Source organism: Maribellus sp. YY47, assembly GCF_023111095.1.
Classification (GTDB): Bacteria; Bacteroidota; Bacteroidia; order Bacteroidales; family Prolixibacteraceae; genus Draconibacterium.
Genome location: NZ_JALGYW010000007.1, coordinates 1 through 17,695 on the forward strand (window position 1 = coordinate 1; position 17,695 = coordinate 17,695).

General features: G+C 44.7%; 13 protein-coding genes. 6 read left to right on the top strand and 7 right to left on the bottom strand.

Features of this window, described 5'->3' with window-relative positions; all coding sequences use genetic code 11:
• Positions 1–212: 212 nt before the first annotated feature.
• The gene (locus MR764_RS07005) at positions 213–986 is read right to left on the bottom strand and encodes a TIGR03915 family putative DNA repair protein (RefSeq protein ID WP_247978695.1); all 774 of its coding nucleotides are present in this window, start codon (positions 984–986) and stop codon (positions 213–215) included.
• A 61-nt stretch (positions 987–1,047) separates the two neighbouring features.
• Entirely contained in the window at positions 1,048–2,337 is a 1,290-nt protein-coding gene (locus MR764_RS07010) for a putative DNA modification/repair radical SAM protein (protein ID WP_247978696.1), read from the bottom strand.
• Between the two features lie 245 nt (positions 2,338–2,582).
• Here MR764_RS07010 and MR764_RS07015 point away from each other — a divergent pair, with 245 nt between their 5' ends.
• Complete coding sequence (locus MR764_RS07015) at positions 2,583–3,383, top strand: helix-turn-helix domain-containing protein (protein WP_247978697.1); 801 nt, start codon at positions 2,583–2,585, stop codon at positions 3,381–3,383.
• A 23-nt stretch (positions 3,384–3,406) separates the two neighbouring features.
• Here the strand turns inward: MR764_RS07015 and MR764_RS07020 are convergent, their stop codons facing one another.
• Positions 3,407–4,381 carry a hypothetical protein gene (locus tag MR764_RS07020; RefSeq protein ID WP_247978698.1) on the bottom strand — a complete coding sequence of 325 codons (975 nt, stop codon included), beginning with the start codon at positions 4,379–4,381 and terminating at the stop codon, positions 3,407–3,409.
• Between MR764_RS07020 and queG the strand changes: the two genes are divergently transcribed.
• From queG to MR764_RS07040, 4 genes are read left to right on the top strand one after another with little or no spacing between them, the layout of a single operon-like run.
• Positions 4,371–5,303 (top strand): tRNA epoxyqueuosine(34) reductase QueG, encoded by a 933-nt coding sequence (gene queG / locus MR764_RS07025; protein ID WP_247978699.1) that lies wholly within the window; start codon positions 4,371–4,373, stop codon positions 5,301–5,303. The two genes, MR764_RS07020 and queG, sit on opposite strands and share 11 nt — an antisense overlap.
• Positions 5,296–5,766: a YdeI/OmpD-associated family protein gene (locus tag MR764_RS07030; protein ID WP_247978700.1), complete on the top strand. Its 471-nt coding sequence runs from the start codon at positions 5,296–5,298 to the stop codon at positions 5,764–5,766. Before queG ends, MR764_RS07030 begins: the two co-directional genes overlap by 8 nt.
• A gap of 50 nt (positions 5,767–5,816) precedes the next feature.
• Positions 5,817–7,271 (top strand): sulfatase, encoded by a 1,455-nt coding sequence (locus tag MR764_RS07035; RefSeq protein WP_247978701.1) that lies wholly within the window; start codon positions 5,817–5,819, stop codon positions 7,269–7,271.
• 40 nt (positions 7,272–7,311) lie between these two features.
• A complete protein-coding gene (locus MR764_RS07040; RefSeq protein ID WP_247978702.1) occupies positions 7,312–8,073 on the top strand; it encodes a ThuA domain-containing protein in 762 nt (253 codons plus the stop codon).
• 52 nt (positions 8,074–8,125) lie between these two features.
• Here MR764_RS07040 and MR764_RS07045 read toward each other — a convergent pair whose 3' ends face one another.
• Complete coding sequence (locus MR764_RS07045) at positions 8,126–10,336, bottom strand: alpha-L-fucosidase (protein ID WP_247978703.1); 2,211 nt, start codon at positions 10,334–10,336, stop codon at positions 8,126–8,128.
• Between the two features lie 13 nt (positions 10,337–10,349).
• On the bottom strand, positions 10,350–12,746 hold the full coding sequence (locus tag MR764_RS07050) for a glycoside hydrolase family 95 protein (protein WP_247978704.1): 2,397 nt from the start codon (positions 12,744–12,746) through the stop codon (positions 10,350–10,352).
• 222 nt (positions 12,747–12,968) lie between these two features.
• On the opposite strand from MR764_RS07050, the gene MR764_RS07055 reads away from it, so the two are divergent.
• On the top strand, positions 12,969–14,372 hold the full coding sequence (locus MR764_RS07055) for a putative oxidoreductase C-terminal domain-containing protein (protein ID WP_247978705.1): 1,404 nt from the start codon (positions 12,969–12,971) through the stop codon (positions 14,370–14,372).
• Positions 14,373–14,425: 53 nt separating this feature from the next.
• On the opposite strand, the gene MR764_RS07060 is transcribed toward MR764_RS07055, so the two are convergent.
• Both MR764_RS07060 and MR764_RS07065 read right to left on the bottom strand, forming a co-directional pair.
• Complete coding sequence (locus MR764_RS07060; RefSeq protein ID WP_247978706.1) at positions 14,426–16,009, bottom strand: M20/M25/M40 family metallo-hydrolase; 1,584 nt, start codon at positions 16,007–16,009, stop codon at positions 14,426–14,428.
• Between the two features lie 47 nt (positions 16,010–16,056).
• Positions 16,057–17,604, bottom strand: coding sequence for a M20/M25/M40 family metallo-hydrolase (locus tag MR764_RS07065; protein ID WP_247978707.1), 1,548 nt, complete (start codon positions 17,602–17,604; stop codon positions 16,057–16,059).
• Between the last annotated feature and the right edge of the window lie 91 nt (positions 17,605–17,695).

A 17,695-nucleotide genomic window follows, 5' to 3' on the forward strand; every position in this document is an offset into this window, starting at 1 on the left:
ATCCTTAGCATATCTCTACTCGACAAAACTCCTATAAAAGAAGTACTTACGAAATACGATTACAAAAATGTCAAAGAACTAAAAAATAAACAATTAATAATCAGCGGGTTTTAAGTGCCCGCTTATGATACTATCTATGAATTAAATACAATTTTTCAGAAGAAAATATGTTCTTTTTACTGGATTTTTTTTCTTTCAATTGAGAAAAGAAATCAAGTAGACTCGTGCTTTTCAGGAAGATACCGCCAAAACCTCCGCGGCATGTGCTGTAACTGCAAACGAAGGTTTTTACGTTCCTCAATATTGATATGCTTGAAATAAGAGCGCCACAATTTCAGGTAAAAATCTTCATCTTCATCCAGCAAAGCCTGTTTCACCTGACCGTTAATCGCATTAAATTGTTTCTTCGTTATCTCCACTTCTTCCACCTTGTTTTTATCGTAAAAAACGCCGTAGTTGCGCTGCAGATCGTAAATCAACCATTCTTGGTCGGCAAAACGGTTCTGATAATGCTTGACAACCAAAGGCAGGACATCGAATTTGGGCTCAATTCCACAAAAAAACATACCATCTTTTGTACGCTGAAAACGCACAAACTGCAAGATTCGCATGGCCTCTTTCTTAACTTTCTGCGCCGACTGCACAATGTAGATAACATCAGAGTCGCCAAAATCGGTTTCCAGGTTCATGTATCCGCTGAACAAACGTCTCAAAAAACGGTAAATTCTCATTTCAATTCCTTCTTCTTCTGACAAATAAGCATAAAACAACAGCTGTTTATTGCCGGCCGATAACTTATCCTGAATACCCTTCCAAACCCGTTCTGCCTTTTGGGGGTCTGTTTGAATATCAACACTCTCGACAAAAAGATACCGCGGTTTGGCGTACCTCGAACAAATATCAATCGGAAAATCCTTGCGCCGGTAACATTCAAAAACGGCTGTCAGCAATCCTTCAAAGGTATGATCGTATGTGTAAATTTTCATAATTCGATACTGGTTTTAATGGGCGATTGTAAATCACCCAACCCAACTTTGAACTCTAAACTCAATGTAGCGTTGGCAGTACTGGTTTAAAATCGGCAAACAGCTTCAGTTGAGTATCAAGCGATTTTTTATATTTTGAATGAGTGTCAATCACCAGTTGCCGCTTTAAACGAACCGGGTCCCAATCGGAAAACTTTGCAGGCAGCTCGTTACAGGTAATAAAATATTTGGCGCGTTTCAACACCACTCCCAGCTCTTTAAGATTTAAGGTGGTAAGCCGGCGATGACGACGTGCCATGATGATCTTCTGCGCCGACAGCACGCCAATTCCCGGCACCCGCAAAATCATTTCATAATCGGCTTTATTGATATCCACCGGAAACAGGTGCATGTTTCGTAAGGCATATCCCAGTTTCGGGTCCACATCCAGATCGAGAAAAGGTTGATCGTCGCTGAGAATTTCCTCTGCTTTAAAATGATAAAAGCGCATCAGCCAGTCGCTTTGATACAAGCGGTTTTCGCGCACCAAGGGAGGTCGGCTAATCGCCGGAAGTCGCTTGTCGTAATCATTTACCGGAAGATAACCCGAAAAATACACACGCTTCAAATTCTGATTTTTATACAATCCCGATGAAAGCAGGATGATTTCCCGGTCGGTTTCAGGTGTGGCTCCCACTATCAGCTGCGTACTTTGGCCCGCCGGGGCAAACTGCTTTGCACTTCGGTACTTTCTGTGTTCTTCCTTGCTGATCAGAATCGAATTCCGAATCTGAGTCATCGGCGAAATAATGTCGGGGTAATTCTTTTCGGGCGCCAGTTTTTTCAGGTTGGGCTCGGTGGGTATTTCCATGTTTACACTTAAGCGATCGGCCCAGATACCTGCTTCCTGAATCAACTCGGAACTCGCTCCCGGAATGGCTTTCAGGTGAATATATCCATTATAGTTTTCCTCAGTACGCAGTTTTTTCGCAGTCGAAACCATCCGTTCCATCGTGAAATCAGGATTTTTTATCACGCCGGAACTTAAGAACAGTCCTTCAATATAATTGCGGCGATAAAAACCAATCGTCAGGTCAACAATTTCCTGTGGGGTGAAAGTCGCCCGCGGACGGTCGTTGGTACGGCGGTTAATACAATAGGCGCAATCGTAAATACAGTGGTTGGTCATCAAAATTTTAAACAGACTGATGCAACGTCCGTCATCGGTAAAACTGTGGCAAATGCCTGCATAAACTCCGTTTCCGATTCCATTTCCGGTATTTTTTCGCGTGCTCCCGCTCGATGCACACGAAACATCGTACTTGGCAGCGTCGGATAATATCGCCAGTTTCTTCTGAATTTTCTCGTTCATTGTTCGTTAATTACAGCTTGCATTTTTCAAATCGTGCCTACTAAAGTTCATCCTTCATGAAGGCAAAAATCCCCGGTCAACACCGGGGATTTGGAACCTAATTATCGGGTATGAACCCACTGGAATTGATGGAAATTGTTTTCATAGCTTTGATAATATTATTATCATTATTGCCGATAATAATTTAATCATTTACATCGTATCCACAAGAAAAATTTTTACTTTTGAAAAAATAAATGAATAGGATGAATCATTTCAGCAACAATATCAGGCTTTTACGAAACCGGAAAAATCGTACACAAAATGACCTGGCTTTAGCGTTAAATTTAAAGCGTACAACGATCAATGCACTCGAGAATTCGATCAGCCAGCCAACGGTTCCGCAGCTACAGGCCTTTTCAAAATATTATGGCATTGCCATCGATACCTTGATCAACATTGATTTGAGCCGGCTTTCAGAAATGCAGTTTACCGATCTTCAAAATGGTTTTGATGTTTTTATTCGGGGAACCAATCTCCGCGTCATTGCCACCACGGTTGATTCATCGAACAACGACAACATTGAGTTTGTAAACGAAAAAGCGCAGGCCGGTTATGTAACCAGTTTTTCCGATCCTGAATACATTGGGAAACTGCCCGTTTTTCAGTTGCCGTTTTTGTCGAAGGAGAAAAAATACCGGGCATTTACCATAACCGGCGATTCGATGTTGCCTATTCCCAGCGGATCGGTGGTGATCGGTGAGTTTGTTCAGGATTTCCTGGACGTAAAAACGGGACAAGCCTGCATTGTGGTTACCCGCGACGAGGGTATTGTTTTTAAGCTCGTGAAGAATGAGATTGCCGAAAAAAGATCGTTGGAGATGATTTCGCTGAATGCACAGTTTGAAACTTATGATTTAGCGGTTAGCGAGGTAAAAGAAATCTGGAAATTTGTTTGCTACCTGAATACAGAAATTCCGGAACCCGAAAGCGATTTGCAACAGCTGTTGAAAAGTGTAAATGAAATGAAAATGGAATTGCAGCGTTTAAAATCAGGAATGCTGTAATCAAATCAATACCAACTATTTCGTTATTTCTTCTGGCGTTCGATCAGTTCGAATACCACTCCTTCGCGCAAGGCAAAATCGGTTTGTACAATTTTTTGAATACCTATTTCACGAACCAGGGTTTCAATCAAAATCACGGCCGGAACAATAAGATCCACCCGCACATAATCCATTCCTTTAAACTGCATCCGTTCGGCGCGGGTCGAAGCAATCAATTGGTGGTAAACCGTATAAAAATCATCGAGTGTTACTTCCTGCGTAATACGTTGTTTGGTTCCAGGCTCTACCTCATCAATCATATCCACCACAGTATCAAAAGCACCGGAGCACCCTACCAGCATTTTAACGCCGTGCTGCTTGCAATTAAAAATGGCCTGCACATGTTGCGCTGCAAAATAATCCTGAAGCAATTTGATTTCATTCTCCTTGATCGGATCGGAAAGACCGAAACGGTTAATAATACGTGCCATTCCGGTTGGCTGACTTTCTTTCCAGATAATATCCGTATCTAAAGCCACGATTAACTCATTACTTCCACCGCCGATGTCGAGAATAACTGAAGGATCATCAAGATTTGTGAAAGCCAGCAACACTCCTTTAAAAATCAAGTCAGCTTCTTTTGCTCCCGTAACAATTTTCACCAGCCAGCCACTCTCCTCTCCCAGTTTTTCGAGAAATTCAGCTTTATTTGCCGCAGTACGAACTGCAGAAGTAGCGATTACATACACACGATCCACGCCTCCAAGTTCCCGGATAATATTTTTGTGTTTACGAAACGAGTCAACCGTCCTCGCTGTTGCTGCTTCACTGATTTCATTCTCGCGAATCTTGTCGTCGCCCAGTTTTACCAGCTGTTTACTTTGGTGCAAAATCCTGAAATTTCCTTCCAGAATTTCGGCTACCAGTAAATTACAGGTATTGGTTCCTAAATCAACAACAGCGATGCGCATAAATGCTATTAATGAAAGTTTCTTAATTTTGATTTCAATGAAATCCACACAAATATCTGATTTAATCAAAGAAAAAGCAAAATCGCTTGGACTTTCTGACTGTGCCATTGTTCCGGCTTCTTTTCTCGCGGAAGAAAAGGAACATTTTGAATCCTGGCTTTCAAATGAAATGCACGGCGAAATGGGGTATATGGCCCGAAATGTGGAAAAACGGCTCAATCCAAAACTTCTGGTTGAGGATGCTCTTAGCATCATCGTCGTACTGCAGAATTACTTCCCGAAAGAAATGCAACACGACAAAGATGCTCCTGTACTTTCGAAATATGCATACGGTACCGACTATCATTTTGTGTTAAAAGAAAAGCTGCGTCAGCTTCTGGAGTTTATTAATACTGAAATCGCCCCCTGTTCGGGACGACCGTTTGTAGATTCGGCGCCGGTACTCGAACGTGCCTGGGCCCGAAAAGCCGGGTTGGGGTGGATTGGCAAAAACAGCAACCTGATTTCACTTCATCACGGGAGCTTCTTTTTTATCGGGGAACTGATCGTCGACATTGAACTCCCGTACGACAATCCCAAACCGGTGACCGACCATTGCGGGCGCTGCACCAAATGCATCGATGCCTGCCCAACAAAAGCCATTGTGGCCAACCGGGTGGTGGATGCCCGCCGCTGCATTTCGTACCAAACCATCGAAGTTAAAGGCGAACTGGATGAAGCTCTGAAAGGCCAATTTGAAAACCGTGTTTTTGGCTGCGACATTTGCCAGGATGTTTGTCCCTGGAACCTGAAATCGGAACCCCACAACGAAACTTCATTTGCTCCTCATCCTAAATTACTTCAGTTAAATAAAGAAGAATGGGAAAACATGGAGCGGCCGCTTTTTAATGAGCTTTTTAAGAACTCTACAGTAAAAAGGGCCGGTTTTGGTGGATTGAAACGCAACCTGAAATTCCTAGGAGATGCCTAAAAAGTTCGCATATAAAACCGTCCTGATAAAAGGCCCGATGAACGGGGTTTATGCAGAGTTTCCCTTTGACAGCCGTAAGGAATTCGGGACCAAAAAACATATCTGGTGTACAGTAATTGTGGAGGGTAAAACCTTCGCCATGAATTTGCTTCCCAACGGGAAAAACGGGCACTGGCTTCATTTGAAAAAGAATATCCGGGAAATGATCGGGAAACAGGAGGGTGACACGGTTCAAATTGAGCTGGAACAAAACACAAAGCCGCGTACTGTTGCCGTTCCGGATTACCTGCAATGGCTGCTTGACGACGATCCGCTAATGGCCAAATACTTTGAAAGGCTGACGATTTCGGCTAAAAAATTCTGGATTGCCAACATCGAAGACACAAAAAACGAAGACACAAAGGTGGACAGGATCAATGTTTTTTTTGAATATCTGCATCGGCATTATTCAGGGAAGGTGTAGTAATGTTTGAATAATTCATTAATTTCGGAAACCAACTAAATCAGATCGTTATGAAATCAATCTATTGGCTTGCCTTTTTAATCATTCTGTTTTCATCCTGTTCAACCCAGTCTTCAAAAAAAGAAAATGAAAAACTGCCCAATTTTGTGGTGGTGTTTATCGACGACATGGGCTATGGTGATGTGGGATGTTACGGAGCCACGGGTTACACAACGCCCAACCTGGATAAAATGGCAGCCGGCGGTATGCGGTTTACCAATTTCTATGCCGCACAACCGGTGTGCAGTGCTTCGCGTGCAGGACTGCTCACGGGCTGTTATCCCAACCGGATCGGATTTTCCGGAGCACTTTCTCCGCACAGCAAGGTGGGCATCAATCCCGACGAAACGACCATCGCCGAACTTCTGAAATCAAAAGGATATGCAACGGGTATTTTTGGCAAGTGGCACCTGGGCCATCTTCAGAAATTTCTTCCGCTGCAAAATGGCTTTGACGAATATGTGGGTATTCCCTATTCCAACGACATGTGGCCACTCGATGATGTAGGCAATCCGCTGCCAGAAGGGCACCGCAGAAGAACGTTTCCCGAACTTCCCATTATGGTTGGAAACGAAGTCGGCGAAAGGGTTACCAGTCTGCAAGATCAGGATAAACTCACAACGCTTTACACCGAAAAAGCAGTGAATTTTATCAACCGCCACGCCGGCGAACCATTTTTTCTATACCTGCCTCATTCTATGGGACATGTTCCACTGGGGGTTTCCGATAAATTCAGGGGGAAAAGCCAGCAGGGAAAATACGGAGATGTGATGATGGAAATTGACTGGAGCGTAGGCGAAATTGAAAAAGCGCTGGAAAACAACGGAATTGCCGATAACACTGTTTTTATTTTCACAACCGACAACGGCCCCTGGCTGAACTACGGCAACCATGCGGGATCGGCAGGAGGTTTACGTGAAGGGAAAACCACCAGCTGGGATGGCGGACAACGTGTGCCATTCATCGTTAAATGGCCTGGCAAAATACCTCCAGGAACCATTTGTAACAAGCTTGCCTGTGCCATTGATATTCTTCCAAGTTTCGCGCAAATTTCAGGAGCAGATTTACCTAAGAACAAGATTGACGGAACCAGTATTGTTGAGCTATGGAAGGGCAATACTGACGCCGAACCTCGCGAAACCATTCTTTTTTACTATGGTAAAAATAACCTGAACGCTGTACGAAAAGGCAACTGGAAACTGGTTCTACCTCATACCTGGGCTTCTTATAACACCCGGCCGGGGAAAGACGGGCGCGGCGGCCCGCGTGCGAACATGAAGGTTGAAGAACCCGAGCTTTACAACATGATGCGCGATCCGGGGGAGCAGTACAATGTTATCGAATGGAATCCCGAAAAAGCGGCTGAATTGATGGAGATTGTTGAAGCTGCACGGGCCGAACTGGGAGACCTGAATGTAGGATTGGAAACCGGAAGCGGCTCACGCGAAATAGGCAGATCCGAATAACCCGCGATATCGACAGTTCGTTACCTTATATCCAACAACAATGAAAAAACAAATATTTTTTATTTTACTGACTTTGACGTGGAACACTATCGTTTTCGCGCAGGAAACAACAGTGAAAGGCAAACGCATTTTGATATACACAAAAACAGGAGAAGGCTATGTACACGCCAATATTGCGGCGAGTGTAAACGCCATCCAGGAGATTTGCGACAAAGAACAAATTCGGTACGATGTTTCGGACAACCCGGAAACCATGACCAAAGAAAACCTTGAAAAATATGATGCTTTGTTTTTTGCCAATGCATCCAACAAAGTGTTCGAAACGCAGACTCAAAGAGATGCATTTCAGGCGTACTGCCGGAGCGGAAAAGGATTTGGAGGTATTCATGCAGCCAATACCGTTGAACGCGACTGGCCGTGGTTTGTACAGTTGATTGGCGGAAAATTTGTGCGTCACCCAAAGTATCAGGCCTTCGATGTTCTTGTGGTCGACCCCAATCATCCGTCGACCCAACCATTACCCAAACGATGGACCGTGGAAGATGAATGTTATTTGTCAGATCAGCTCAACCCTGATATACACATTTTAATGGTGGCTGACCTGAATACACTCGAAGACGATAAGTTAAATGAATATCCCGGCAACACTTTCTACCAGTCTTTTCCGCTGGTTTGGTGTCACCAGTTCGAAGGAGGCAGACAATGGTTCTCTGCCTTGGGCCACGATCCTGAATTTTATAAAGATCCTGTTTTCAGAGCACATATTCGCGGGGGTATCTTATGGCTGCTTGGTGTTGAATAAACAAAACCACAAAATAATCCCGCGAAATGCTACATCGATAAACGGCAATCGTTTATTTGGTTATCACTCCTATTTCGGCAGCTGAAAAGCGCTTACCACCTCCCAAACTTTTCAGACAACTCAAACGGATCATACGCGCCGGATATTTTTTGTCGAAACGTTCTTCCTGCAACACAGGGTTGTTTTTGATATTATCAAAAGTTCCGGTTGCCGCTGTTTCCCATTTCTTACCGTCGCGGCTAACTTCCAATTTATATTCCTGGCAAATTCCGCTTTCATCTTTTGCATCCGGCAGATAGCTAAACCCGTGCAATTTTAATTCTTCGCCCAGATCTATTTCAATAAACGGAACACTTCCACTTTCTGCACTTTCCCAAACAGTTGATGGATCTGCGTCAATGGCGTTTAACGCTTTATTTCCTTCCAGCTCTGACGAGACCTTAGCTATTTCCCATTTTGCAGAGCAGATATCAAAATCAACTGAAACTACTTCACTTTGTCCTGAGCCATCCAAAGCATAAGCAATGGCTTTTATTTTTCCACCTTTCGGAAGATGAATAGACTTTTGATAAACCGGTGAATCTTGCGTGGGTTCGGCTCCATCGGTCGTAAAATGAATTTGTGTGTTTTCAACAGAACATTGAATGCCAACCTCACCTTCCCTGTTTCGAACAATCTGAGGATTTTCGAACAACTCAATGGTTTTGTAAATTCCGATTTCAGAAAGCGTAGGTGCAACGCGCGATTCCAGTATCCGAACTCTCACTTTATCCGTTTTTACCATCGGAATCCGACGGATGCTTTTATAACCGATAATGGTGCTGTTGTCAACCTCCTGCCAGCTTCCGTTTTTCCAAACATCAATAGCAAAAGCTTCCACCCGCTGTCCCTGCGTTCGAATGGCTTCCTGTAAAAGAATCGCATTAAACTCTTTCTCTTCCCCCAAATCGATTGTGAAAGAGGCATTGGTTGTTCCGTCTTCCGGTTTCCAGAAAGTGTTTTCATTACCGTCGTTTGCCAATTCTGCACCGTGGTCTGCCATGGCTGCCGAAGCACTCATTTTCGCTCCATCTGCCAGATTATCCTGAAACGATTCTTTGATGATCCTTCCCACTTCGCGTAAACGCGCCGCATCTTTATCGGGTATCAGTCCTCTGCGGTCAGGCGTTAAATTAAGCAACAACACCGTATTTCCGCCAACGGAGCGGTACCACAAGTCGAGCAAGTGTTCAACGGTTTTCACATACTGTTTGTCATCGCGGTAAAACCAGCCATGCCGAACAGAAGTATTGGTTTCCGCCGGATACCAGTACAAGTATTTGGCGTCTTTCAGCATTTCCCTGCTTCCCAGATCATCTTTTGTTTTATCGGGCCAGTCGTAATCTGCAGGCGCAACCGGTAATGGCAATACACTCCACTCGGCATTTCGGGTATGGCCTGCTTCGTTTCCACACCAGCGCACATCCGGTCCTTTGATTGCAATCACAGCTCCCGGCTGCAACTGACGGATCATATCGTACCAGGCTTTTCGATTATAGCTTTGCCCTGTCCCCGGTTTAGGATTGGCCCCATCAAACCAGACTTCTTCAATCTGCCCGTACTGCGTGAGAATCTCATACAACTGATTCATAAAAAGGGCATCGTAATCGTCGAGTTCGTACTCAAAAATCTTTTTTGCTGTTTTTTGCAAGTCGGGATCGGAGGGAATCTGAACCTTGTGTGGTTTTGAACCATTTCCGTAAGTCCCTCCGGGGCGTTCAATCTCGTGAAGATCGGCAGGCGACAAATACAGGCCCACTTTAATATCCTGCTTACGTGCTGCAGCTACAAGTTCACCCAATACATCGCCCTTACCGTTTTTCCAGTTCGAGCTTTTTACCGAATGGTCGCTTGTTCGGGTGGGCCACAAACAAAAGCCGTCGTGATGTTTTACCGTTAGCATGGCCATTTTCATTCCGGCATCTTTCACCACCGAAATCCATTGATTGGCGTCCAGTTCGGTCGGATAAAAATCTTTTGGATCTTCCTTGCCGGTTCCCCACTCCAAAGCATGAAAGGTATTTTGTCCGAAATGCAGAAAAGCAATGTATTCCAATTGCTGCCACTCGTATTGGCGATCATCGGGAACGACCAAAGTCGATTTCCTGACGATTTCATCAAGATCGTCATTCGGTTCTACCTTAATGGTATTTCCGGGTGTTTGCGCGAAAACGTTCAAGTTCAGCAAACACAACGTCAGAAAAATGTATCGTTTTAGATTCATAGCTTATGTTGATTTAGATATCCACTCTGTATTCCATCTTTTCACCGGCTTTTAAGGATAATTGCGAATAATCGTCGTTGTACAACACCCGAATGTCGCCTCCCTTTTCCGAATAAATGCTTGCACTTACCAACCGGCCCTCTTTCCAATTGAAATCGACAGTAAACCCACCGCGGGCTTTAAAACCCTTAACACTACCGTCTTTCCATTCTGCGGGAAGCGCAGGGAGCAAGTGCAACACGCCGGCCTGACTTTGCAAGAGCATCTCGGCAATTCCGGCAGTGGTTCCAAAGTTGGCATCCATCTGAAATGGAGGATGCTGCCCGAACAGGTTGGGCGAAGTGCTTTTGCGCAGAACAGTATTCAAACTCTTTTGGGCATTGTCACCGTCGAAAACACGGGCATACTGACTGATCAGCCAGGCCGCACTCCATCCGGTGTGACCACCACCGTTGGCAATACGGTAGTCGAGCGATTTTTTTGCAGCCTCTACCAAATCGGGAGTATCCCATGGATTGATATGTTCTCCGGGATGAACGGCAAACAAATGTGAAATATGACGGTGTCCGGGTTCAACTTCCGGAAATTCGTGTGCCCATTCCATCAAACGGCCATCGGAACCGATCTTCGGACCTGCCAGTTCATTTTTGGCTTCCGAAACTTCGCGCACAAAATCGTCTTCAATACCCAACTCGTTTGAAGCATAAATAAAGTCGGTGAACAGTTGCCAGATCACTTCCTGGTCGTGTGTTGGCCCCATGCTTATCTGGCTCCGGCTTCCATCGGGTGCAATAAAGGTATTTTCGGGCGACACAGCCGGTCCCGAAACCAGCTTCCCTGTTTCAGGGTCGGTTACCAGCCAATCGATGTAAAATTCAGTCGCGCCTTTCAACACCGGGTACATCTTTTTCAGAAAATCCTTATCACCGGTAAACCGGTAATGTTCTGCAATGTGCGTACTGATCCAGGCACTCCCCCCGGTATGCATTCCCCAGCTGGCAGCTTCTCCCGGAGCGGTGTAGCCCCAAACGTTGGTAATCGGGTGAATTACCCAACCGCGGTTTCCGTACTGAACATCAGCTGTTTTTGTGCCGGGCTTTACCAACGACTCCAAAAGGTCAAAAAGCGGCAAATGCATTTCAGAAAGATTGGTCGATTCGGCGGGCCAGTAATTCATTTGCACATTTACATCGGTGTGATAATCGCCGTTCCAGGGTGTTTGAATTTTATTCGTCCACAAGCCCTGCAAATTGGCAGGCAAACATCCCGGACGCGATGATGAGATCAGCAGGTAGCGCCCGTACTGAAACATCAGCTCTACAAGGTGCGGATCGGAATTGCTTTCGCGAAATAACTGAATCCGTTTGTCGGTGGGAACAGGAGCTACCTCGGCAGGAGTGAGATCAAGCTCCACTCTGTTGAAATAACTTTGATACTCATCCACGTGTTCCTTTAACAATTCCTTGTATGATTTTTTTGAAGCGTTCTCAATACTTTGTGCTGTTAAACCAACATAATCACGTCCTTTGTACTCGGGATAAGTCAATTTATAATCGGTAGATGCAGCGAGTAACAAAATCACCTCATCTGAATTTCTTACCACCAATTCAGAACCTTTGCAGGCCACTTCCCCGTTTTTTGCAATGGCTTTCAGGCGAGTCATATAATGAAGGTTCTCGCCTCCTTTTCCATCCGATAATGCACCGGACATGATCAACTGATCGTCTTCGGCATAGGTTTTAAAACATTCGGGGCGGTCCATAGTACAACTAAAAGAAATCTGCCCCGATTGATCGGCTGTGAATTTTGCCACCATCACCTGCCCGGGATAACTGGTAAAAATCTCGCGTTGAAAATTCACGCCATCCTGGGAATACTTCACACGCACCACTGCATCGTTTAAATCGAGTTCGCGGTGGTAGTTTTCAAATCCGGAGGTTTTGCCAAAATCGATGCGCAAATCGCCAAGCGTTTGAAACGAACCAAACGGAACGGTTGAGCCATTTCCGTGACCGCTGCCCGCACCTTTACATATCTGCGTTTTGTTGGTCAGCTCGGTTGCTTCTTTGTATTTTCCTTCAAACAACAACCTTCTGATTTCCTGCTGAGCTTCGCGTGCTTCGGGATTATCGTTGTCGTCGACACTTCCCGACCACATACTTTCTTCATTCAACTGAATCCGTTCGTTATTGACATCGCCAAACACCATAGCCCCCATCGAGCCATTCCCCAACGGAAGCGCTTTCAGCCATTCAACATCGTCTTTCCATCCATTCTTGTCGTCCACAGCCGTTGCATTGGCAGGAGCATCGTACCACAGTTTGAGTTCAGGTTTCTCCTTCGTCGCTGTTGTACAAGAGATCCATAAAATAAAAGGAAGAAATAAAGAAAATCTCAGAAAGTGTCTCATCTTGTTAAGTTTTCAAATGATTCGTTTATTCGTGCAATTCGTTTACATTTCAATGCATAAAAATAATGCTTCCTGTAAAACATACTTCAGAATTTTCGGTCAATCCGTCTGTAATGTTTCGTGAACAAGAATATCGCATCAATAATTACGAACAAAAGCCGCTACCGTGCGGGATTTTTTTACTTTTGGTTACCTATTTCAACATTTAACGAATCAAGAATTATGAAGAATTATTGTATGGTATTTACCCTGCTGGTTTTGTTAGCTTCCTGTGGAGGAAATACCAAGACACAAAAAGCAGAAGAAACGCAAAAAAATATGTTTACCGGAGCCCGTGGGGAAGTAAAAATCATGACACTTGACCCGGGGCATTTTCATGCCGCGCTGGTTCAGAAAAATATGTTTGATCAGGTTGATCCAACGGTGTATGTTTATGCGCCTGAAGGTCCCGATGTTCAGAGTCATCTGGCATTGATCGAACGCTTCAATACCCGTGAAGAAAATCCGACCAGCTGGAAGGAAGAAGTTTACACCGGCCCGGATTACCTGGAGAAAATGCTGGCCGACAAACCGGGTAACGTTATGGTGACCGCCGGTAATAATGCGAAAAAAACGGAATACATTTTAAAATCGGTGAAAGCAGGGATAAATGTTCTGGCAGATAAACCCATGGTAATTTCACCCGAAGAGTTTCCGATACTGGAAGAAGCCTTTAAAGTGGCCGAAGAAAATGGCGTGTTACTGTATGATATTATGACCGAGCGCCATGAGATTACAACAATGCTCCAACGTGAATTGTCGATGTTGCCTGAAGTGTTTGGAACACTGCAAACCGGATCGGAAGAAAACCCGGCGATTACCAAGGAAAGTGTTCACCACTTCTTTAAATATGTTTCGGGAAATCCGCTGGTACGTCCGGCCTGGTTTTTCGACACTCAACAACAGGGTGAAGGAATTGTGGATGTGACCACTCACCTTGTGGATATGATTCAGTGGGAAGCGTTCCCCGAAGTGATTTTAAACAAAGCTGATGTGCAGGTTTTGTCGGGCAAACGCTGGGCCACTGACCTGACTCCGGAGATGTTTACTAAAGTTACCGGCCTCGCAAGCTATCCCGATTATTTGCAAAAAGATCTGGACGGCGATGTACTTAAAGTATTTGCCAATGGTGAAATTAACTATACGCTAAAAGGTATTCATGCTAAAGTTTCGGTAATCTGGAATTTTCAGGCTCCCGAAGGAACCGGTGATACCCACTACTCGATTATGCGGGGCACCAACTGCAACCTGATCATTCAGCAGGGTGAAAAAGAAGGCTATAAACCACAATTGTATGTTGAATCGACCGGCGGTGACGTTAAAGCTTTTGCAGGTTTCCTGTACAATGCAGTTGAAGGTCTGACCGCCAAATATCCGGGAATTGCCCTGGAAAAAATAAACGATACCCAATGGAAACTAAATATTCCGGATGAATTCAAAGTGGGTCACGAAGCGCACTTTGGACAGGTGACAGAAAAGTACCTGAAATATTTGGTTGACGGAAAACTTCCGGAATGGGAAGTGCCGAATATGATTGTAAAATATTACACCATTACCGAAGGCTTAAAGTCGGCATTAGAGAAGTAACGTAAACGAATAAAATTAAAAAGGCTGATTCATTCCGAATCAGCCTTTTTAATTTATTTATTCACCGGTTTATCTACCACAATCCGGTTCTTTTGATTGGCCACTCTGTCTGCCAGCAGAAAAGCATACTGAGCCACCCGCTTCATTTTTGTATAATCGATTTTATCCACCTCATCGGTAACTTTATGGTAATCGTCGTGCAATCCGGTGGAAAGCCCAAGAACCGGGATATTGTTCTTGTAGAAATGCAAATAATCGCTGCGGTCGATAAAAGCTTTTGACAAGCGATCGTTTAACACCAGGTTTTGTTCTTTGCTGATTTCGTTGCTCAGTTCCCAGAATTCGGTACTTTGCTTTCCGGTAATCACATACAAGCCGTTGGGCCCCGCCAGTTGTTTTTCCTCGGCAGCATCGGCCGGAGGTTCTGTTTCAGCTGAGCGCCCCACCATATCAAGGTTAATATCCACCAGTGTTTTTTCGAGTGGAAACACCGGATGCCCGGCATAATACCCGGAACCAAACAAACCTTTTTCTTCGGCAGTAACCCAGGCAAAAACAATGCTTCGTTTAGGTTTCTTTTTCATGCTCTGGAAAGCCTGTGCAATCTCGAGTAAAGCTACAGTTCCGGTACCATTGTCATCGGCGCCATTGTACACTTCACCACCGGCATCTACTCCAATATGATCGTAATGCGCAGTAAAAATCACACATTCATTTTTTAACACAGGATCGCTGCCTTCGATCACCGCCACCACGTTTTTCCCCTGTACTGCGGTCTTTTCTTTTGGCAACTGAATTTTTGCCTTAATACCTTCAATCTCAAAAGACTTTGGAGTTCCGCTTTTGTTGATTTCGTTTTGCAGCTGCGCCAGCGTTTTACCGGAGGGTTTAAGCAACTCACCGGCCAGCCTGGCTGTTCCAAAAATCAGGTTCATCGGCAGCACCTGCCTTCTTTGGACCCCTTTTAAGGTGATCGTTCCGCCTGTGGCATATTTTTTTACTTCCTCAAATTCTTTGGGATCGGGATTCAAGGGGTCGGGAACAAGAATCAGGGCTTTGGCGCCACCCAACAGCATCTTGTTCATTTTCTGCATTTCTGTATTAAAATCAAGGTTTTTGGAGGCAGTGTCGGCACACAGTTCTATATTCCGGCTCATTACCAGAACAATTTTGCCTTTCACATCTATTCCTTCCGTGTCGTTGTATTTGGTTTTATCGTTGTACCAACCGTAACCGGCAAACACCACCTCGCTCTCTATCGTATCTCCGTTTGGAGGTCCCATCAGTGCAAAAAAATCATCGGTAAAGGTTTCCAGTACTTCTCCTTCACTGGTTTTAATCTGAAAAAATGTGTTGGCCAGGTCGGGTTTCGTCATTTCCATATCAATGTTTTGGAAATAATCGTCAACCCCCGGTTTCAGCCCCATTAGCCGGCACTGAGCCCTCAAATAATCAGCGGCTAAATCCACTCCCGAAACTACAGTATTAAAATCGCGGCCCAGCATGTCATCGCTGGCAATAAACTCGAGGTGAGCGCGAAGATCGTTCTCCGTAATGGTTTCCATCTCTTTCTTTTGCGCGAAAAGAACAGTTGATACTGAGAGGCAAAGAAAAGTCAGCAAAAATTTAGCATTCATTGTTTTGTTTGTTTTATGGCTCATGAGTAAGCATTTGGGGCTAAAAATTACTCTTCTGTGGTTTTTCTGTGTATCTCGTTACGATTGGCAATATCAAGTCCCATCAAAAAGCAAAGCTCTGCCACACGTTTTATTTTTTCGAAATTGATCTTGTCCACTTCATCCCCCACCCGATGATAATCGGCATGATAACCGGTGGCATAATTCAAAATGGGAACTCCGCTTTTATGAAAGTTATAATGGTCGCTGGCCCTGATAAAATATTCAGGCAGGCTGGAGTCGGCAACCAGTCCCAATTCGGCACATTTTTGCTGATTGAGTTCAGCCAGCTTCGGCCATACATTGTTTGAAAGCGTATACAATCCATCAAAATCCTTTACTTTTTTAGGCGATTTGTTCCAGATCGAATCCCGGGGTTCGAACACACGCCCCACCATATCGAGGTTGAAACAAGTCACTGTTTTTTCCAGCGGAAATACCGGATGTTGTGTGTAATAAGTGGAACCAAACATCCCCAGTTCTTCGCAGGTAACCCACAAAAACACCACGCTGCGTTTGGGTTTAGGATCGAGACTGGCAAAAGCCTCAGCCACTTCCATAATGGCCACGGCTCCCGAGCCGTTGTCGTCGGCGCCATTATATACCTCTCCGCTTTGGTCTACACCGATATGGTCGTAATGCGCCATAAAAACCACACACTCGTTTTTTAACTCCGGATCGGTTCCTTCTACATAACCGACGATATTCCGGGCATGGAGTTCCCCTTTTATAACTGACGATGCGAAAGAAATCGTTTTATCTTCAACCTTCAGCCATTCGTGTTGCTGACTTGCAGCAACTGCCGCAAGGTATTTTTTGAATTTTCCTTTTCCACCCAAAACCTTGTCGGCTAATTTAGGTAAGGCCACCAGAACCGGGATTCCTGCCTGTTCCTGCTCATCGGTCAAGCGATATTGTTCGCGGTTGAGCCAGGCTTTTAGTTCGTTAAATGCCTGATGGTGATGATCAAGAGGACTAGTAACAACAATAATGGCGGCTGGATTTTTCTTTTCGATTGCACGTATTTTGCTTCGTTCGTCCCGGTTGTTCCACGAGAACTTCTTCGTTGTATTAAAATCTTTTGCCTGCCCCTGAGCAAGTATCACCACTTTCCCTCTCCAATCTGTTTCATTGGAAATTTCACCAAAACCGGCCATAACTATAGAAGCATCGTACAGCGCTTCTTTTGCCATTCTTCCATCGAGCCGGATGAGATCGTTGGTACGAAAAACCGTTCGTCCTTTGTTCCCGGTAATTTCAATAAAACTCTCCGGATCAGGAACCGAAGTAACCAGGGGCACTTTCTGACTGTATCCCGGCACACCGGGTTTAAGGCCGAGTTTCCGGGCCTGTTCAACAATATAGTCAGCTGCCATCTCCAATCCGTCGGCCGGTGTTCCCAACCTGCGTCCCTGAAGTTCATCAGACGCCAGGTAAGTCAAATGTTCGTGCAAATCCGCCGTATCGATTTTGCCGATTGCCGCATGTTGTCCAAAAGCGTTAACAAAAAACAACAGTAAAAATAAACCCGGGAAAGCAGTTTTTTGTATTAACATAGATTTGTCCGTATTTTTGAAGAAATTTACATTTCCGTTCTTTAAAAGTAACAATTAACACGAAATCGGGATTAAATCCGTTTTAAATTGA

What these genes read in the sequence shown, in the direction of transcription:
- MR764_RS07005 (WP_247978695.1), bottom strand. Translation starts at nt 986, where the DNA reads ATGAAAATTTACACATACGATCATACCTTTGAAGGATTGCTGACAGCC.
- MR764_RS07010 (WP_247978696.1), bottom strand. Translation starts at nt 2,337, where the DNA reads ATGAACGAGAAAATTCAGAAGAAACTGGCGATATTATCCGACGCTGCC.
- MR764_RS07015 (WP_247978697.1), top strand. Translation starts at nt 2,583, where the DNA reads ATGAATCATTTCAGCAACAATATCAGGCTTTTACGAAACCGGAAAAAT.
- queG (WP_247978699.1), top strand. Translation starts at nt 4,371, where the DNA reads ATGAAATCCACACAAATATCTGATTTAATCAAAGAAAAAGCAAAATCG.
- MR764_RS07030 (WP_247978700.1), top strand. Translation starts at nt 5,296, where the DNA reads ATGCCTAAAAAGTTCGCATATAAAACCGTCCTGATAAAAGGCCCGATG.
- MR764_RS07035 (WP_247978701.1), top strand. Translation starts at nt 5,817, where the DNA reads ATGAAATCAATCTATTGGCTTGCCTTTTTAATCATTCTGTTTTCATCC.
- MR764_RS07040 (WP_247978702.1), top strand. Translation starts at nt 7,312, where the DNA reads ATGAAAAAACAAATATTTTTTATTTTACTGACTTTGACGTGGAACACT.
- MR764_RS07045 (WP_247978703.1), bottom strand. Translation starts at nt 10,336, where the DNA reads ATGAATCTAAAACGATACATTTTTCTGACGTTGTGTTTGCTGAACTTG.
- MR764_RS07050 (WP_247978704.1), bottom strand. Translation starts at nt 12,746, where the DNA reads ATGAGACACTTTCTGAGATTTTCTTTATTTCTTCCTTTTATTTTATGG.
- MR764_RS07055 (WP_247978705.1), top strand. Translation starts at nt 12,969, where the DNA reads ATGAAGAATTATTGTATGGTATTTACCCTGCTGGTTTTGTTAGCTTCC.
- MR764_RS07060 (WP_247978706.1), bottom strand. Translation starts at nt 16,009, where the DNA reads ATGAATGCTAAATTTTTGCTGACTTTTCTTTGCCTCTCAGTATCAACT.
- MR764_RS07065 (WP_247978707.1), bottom strand. Translation starts at nt 17,604, where the DNA reads ATGTTAATACAAAAAACTGCTTTCCCGGGTTTATTTTTACTGTTGTTT.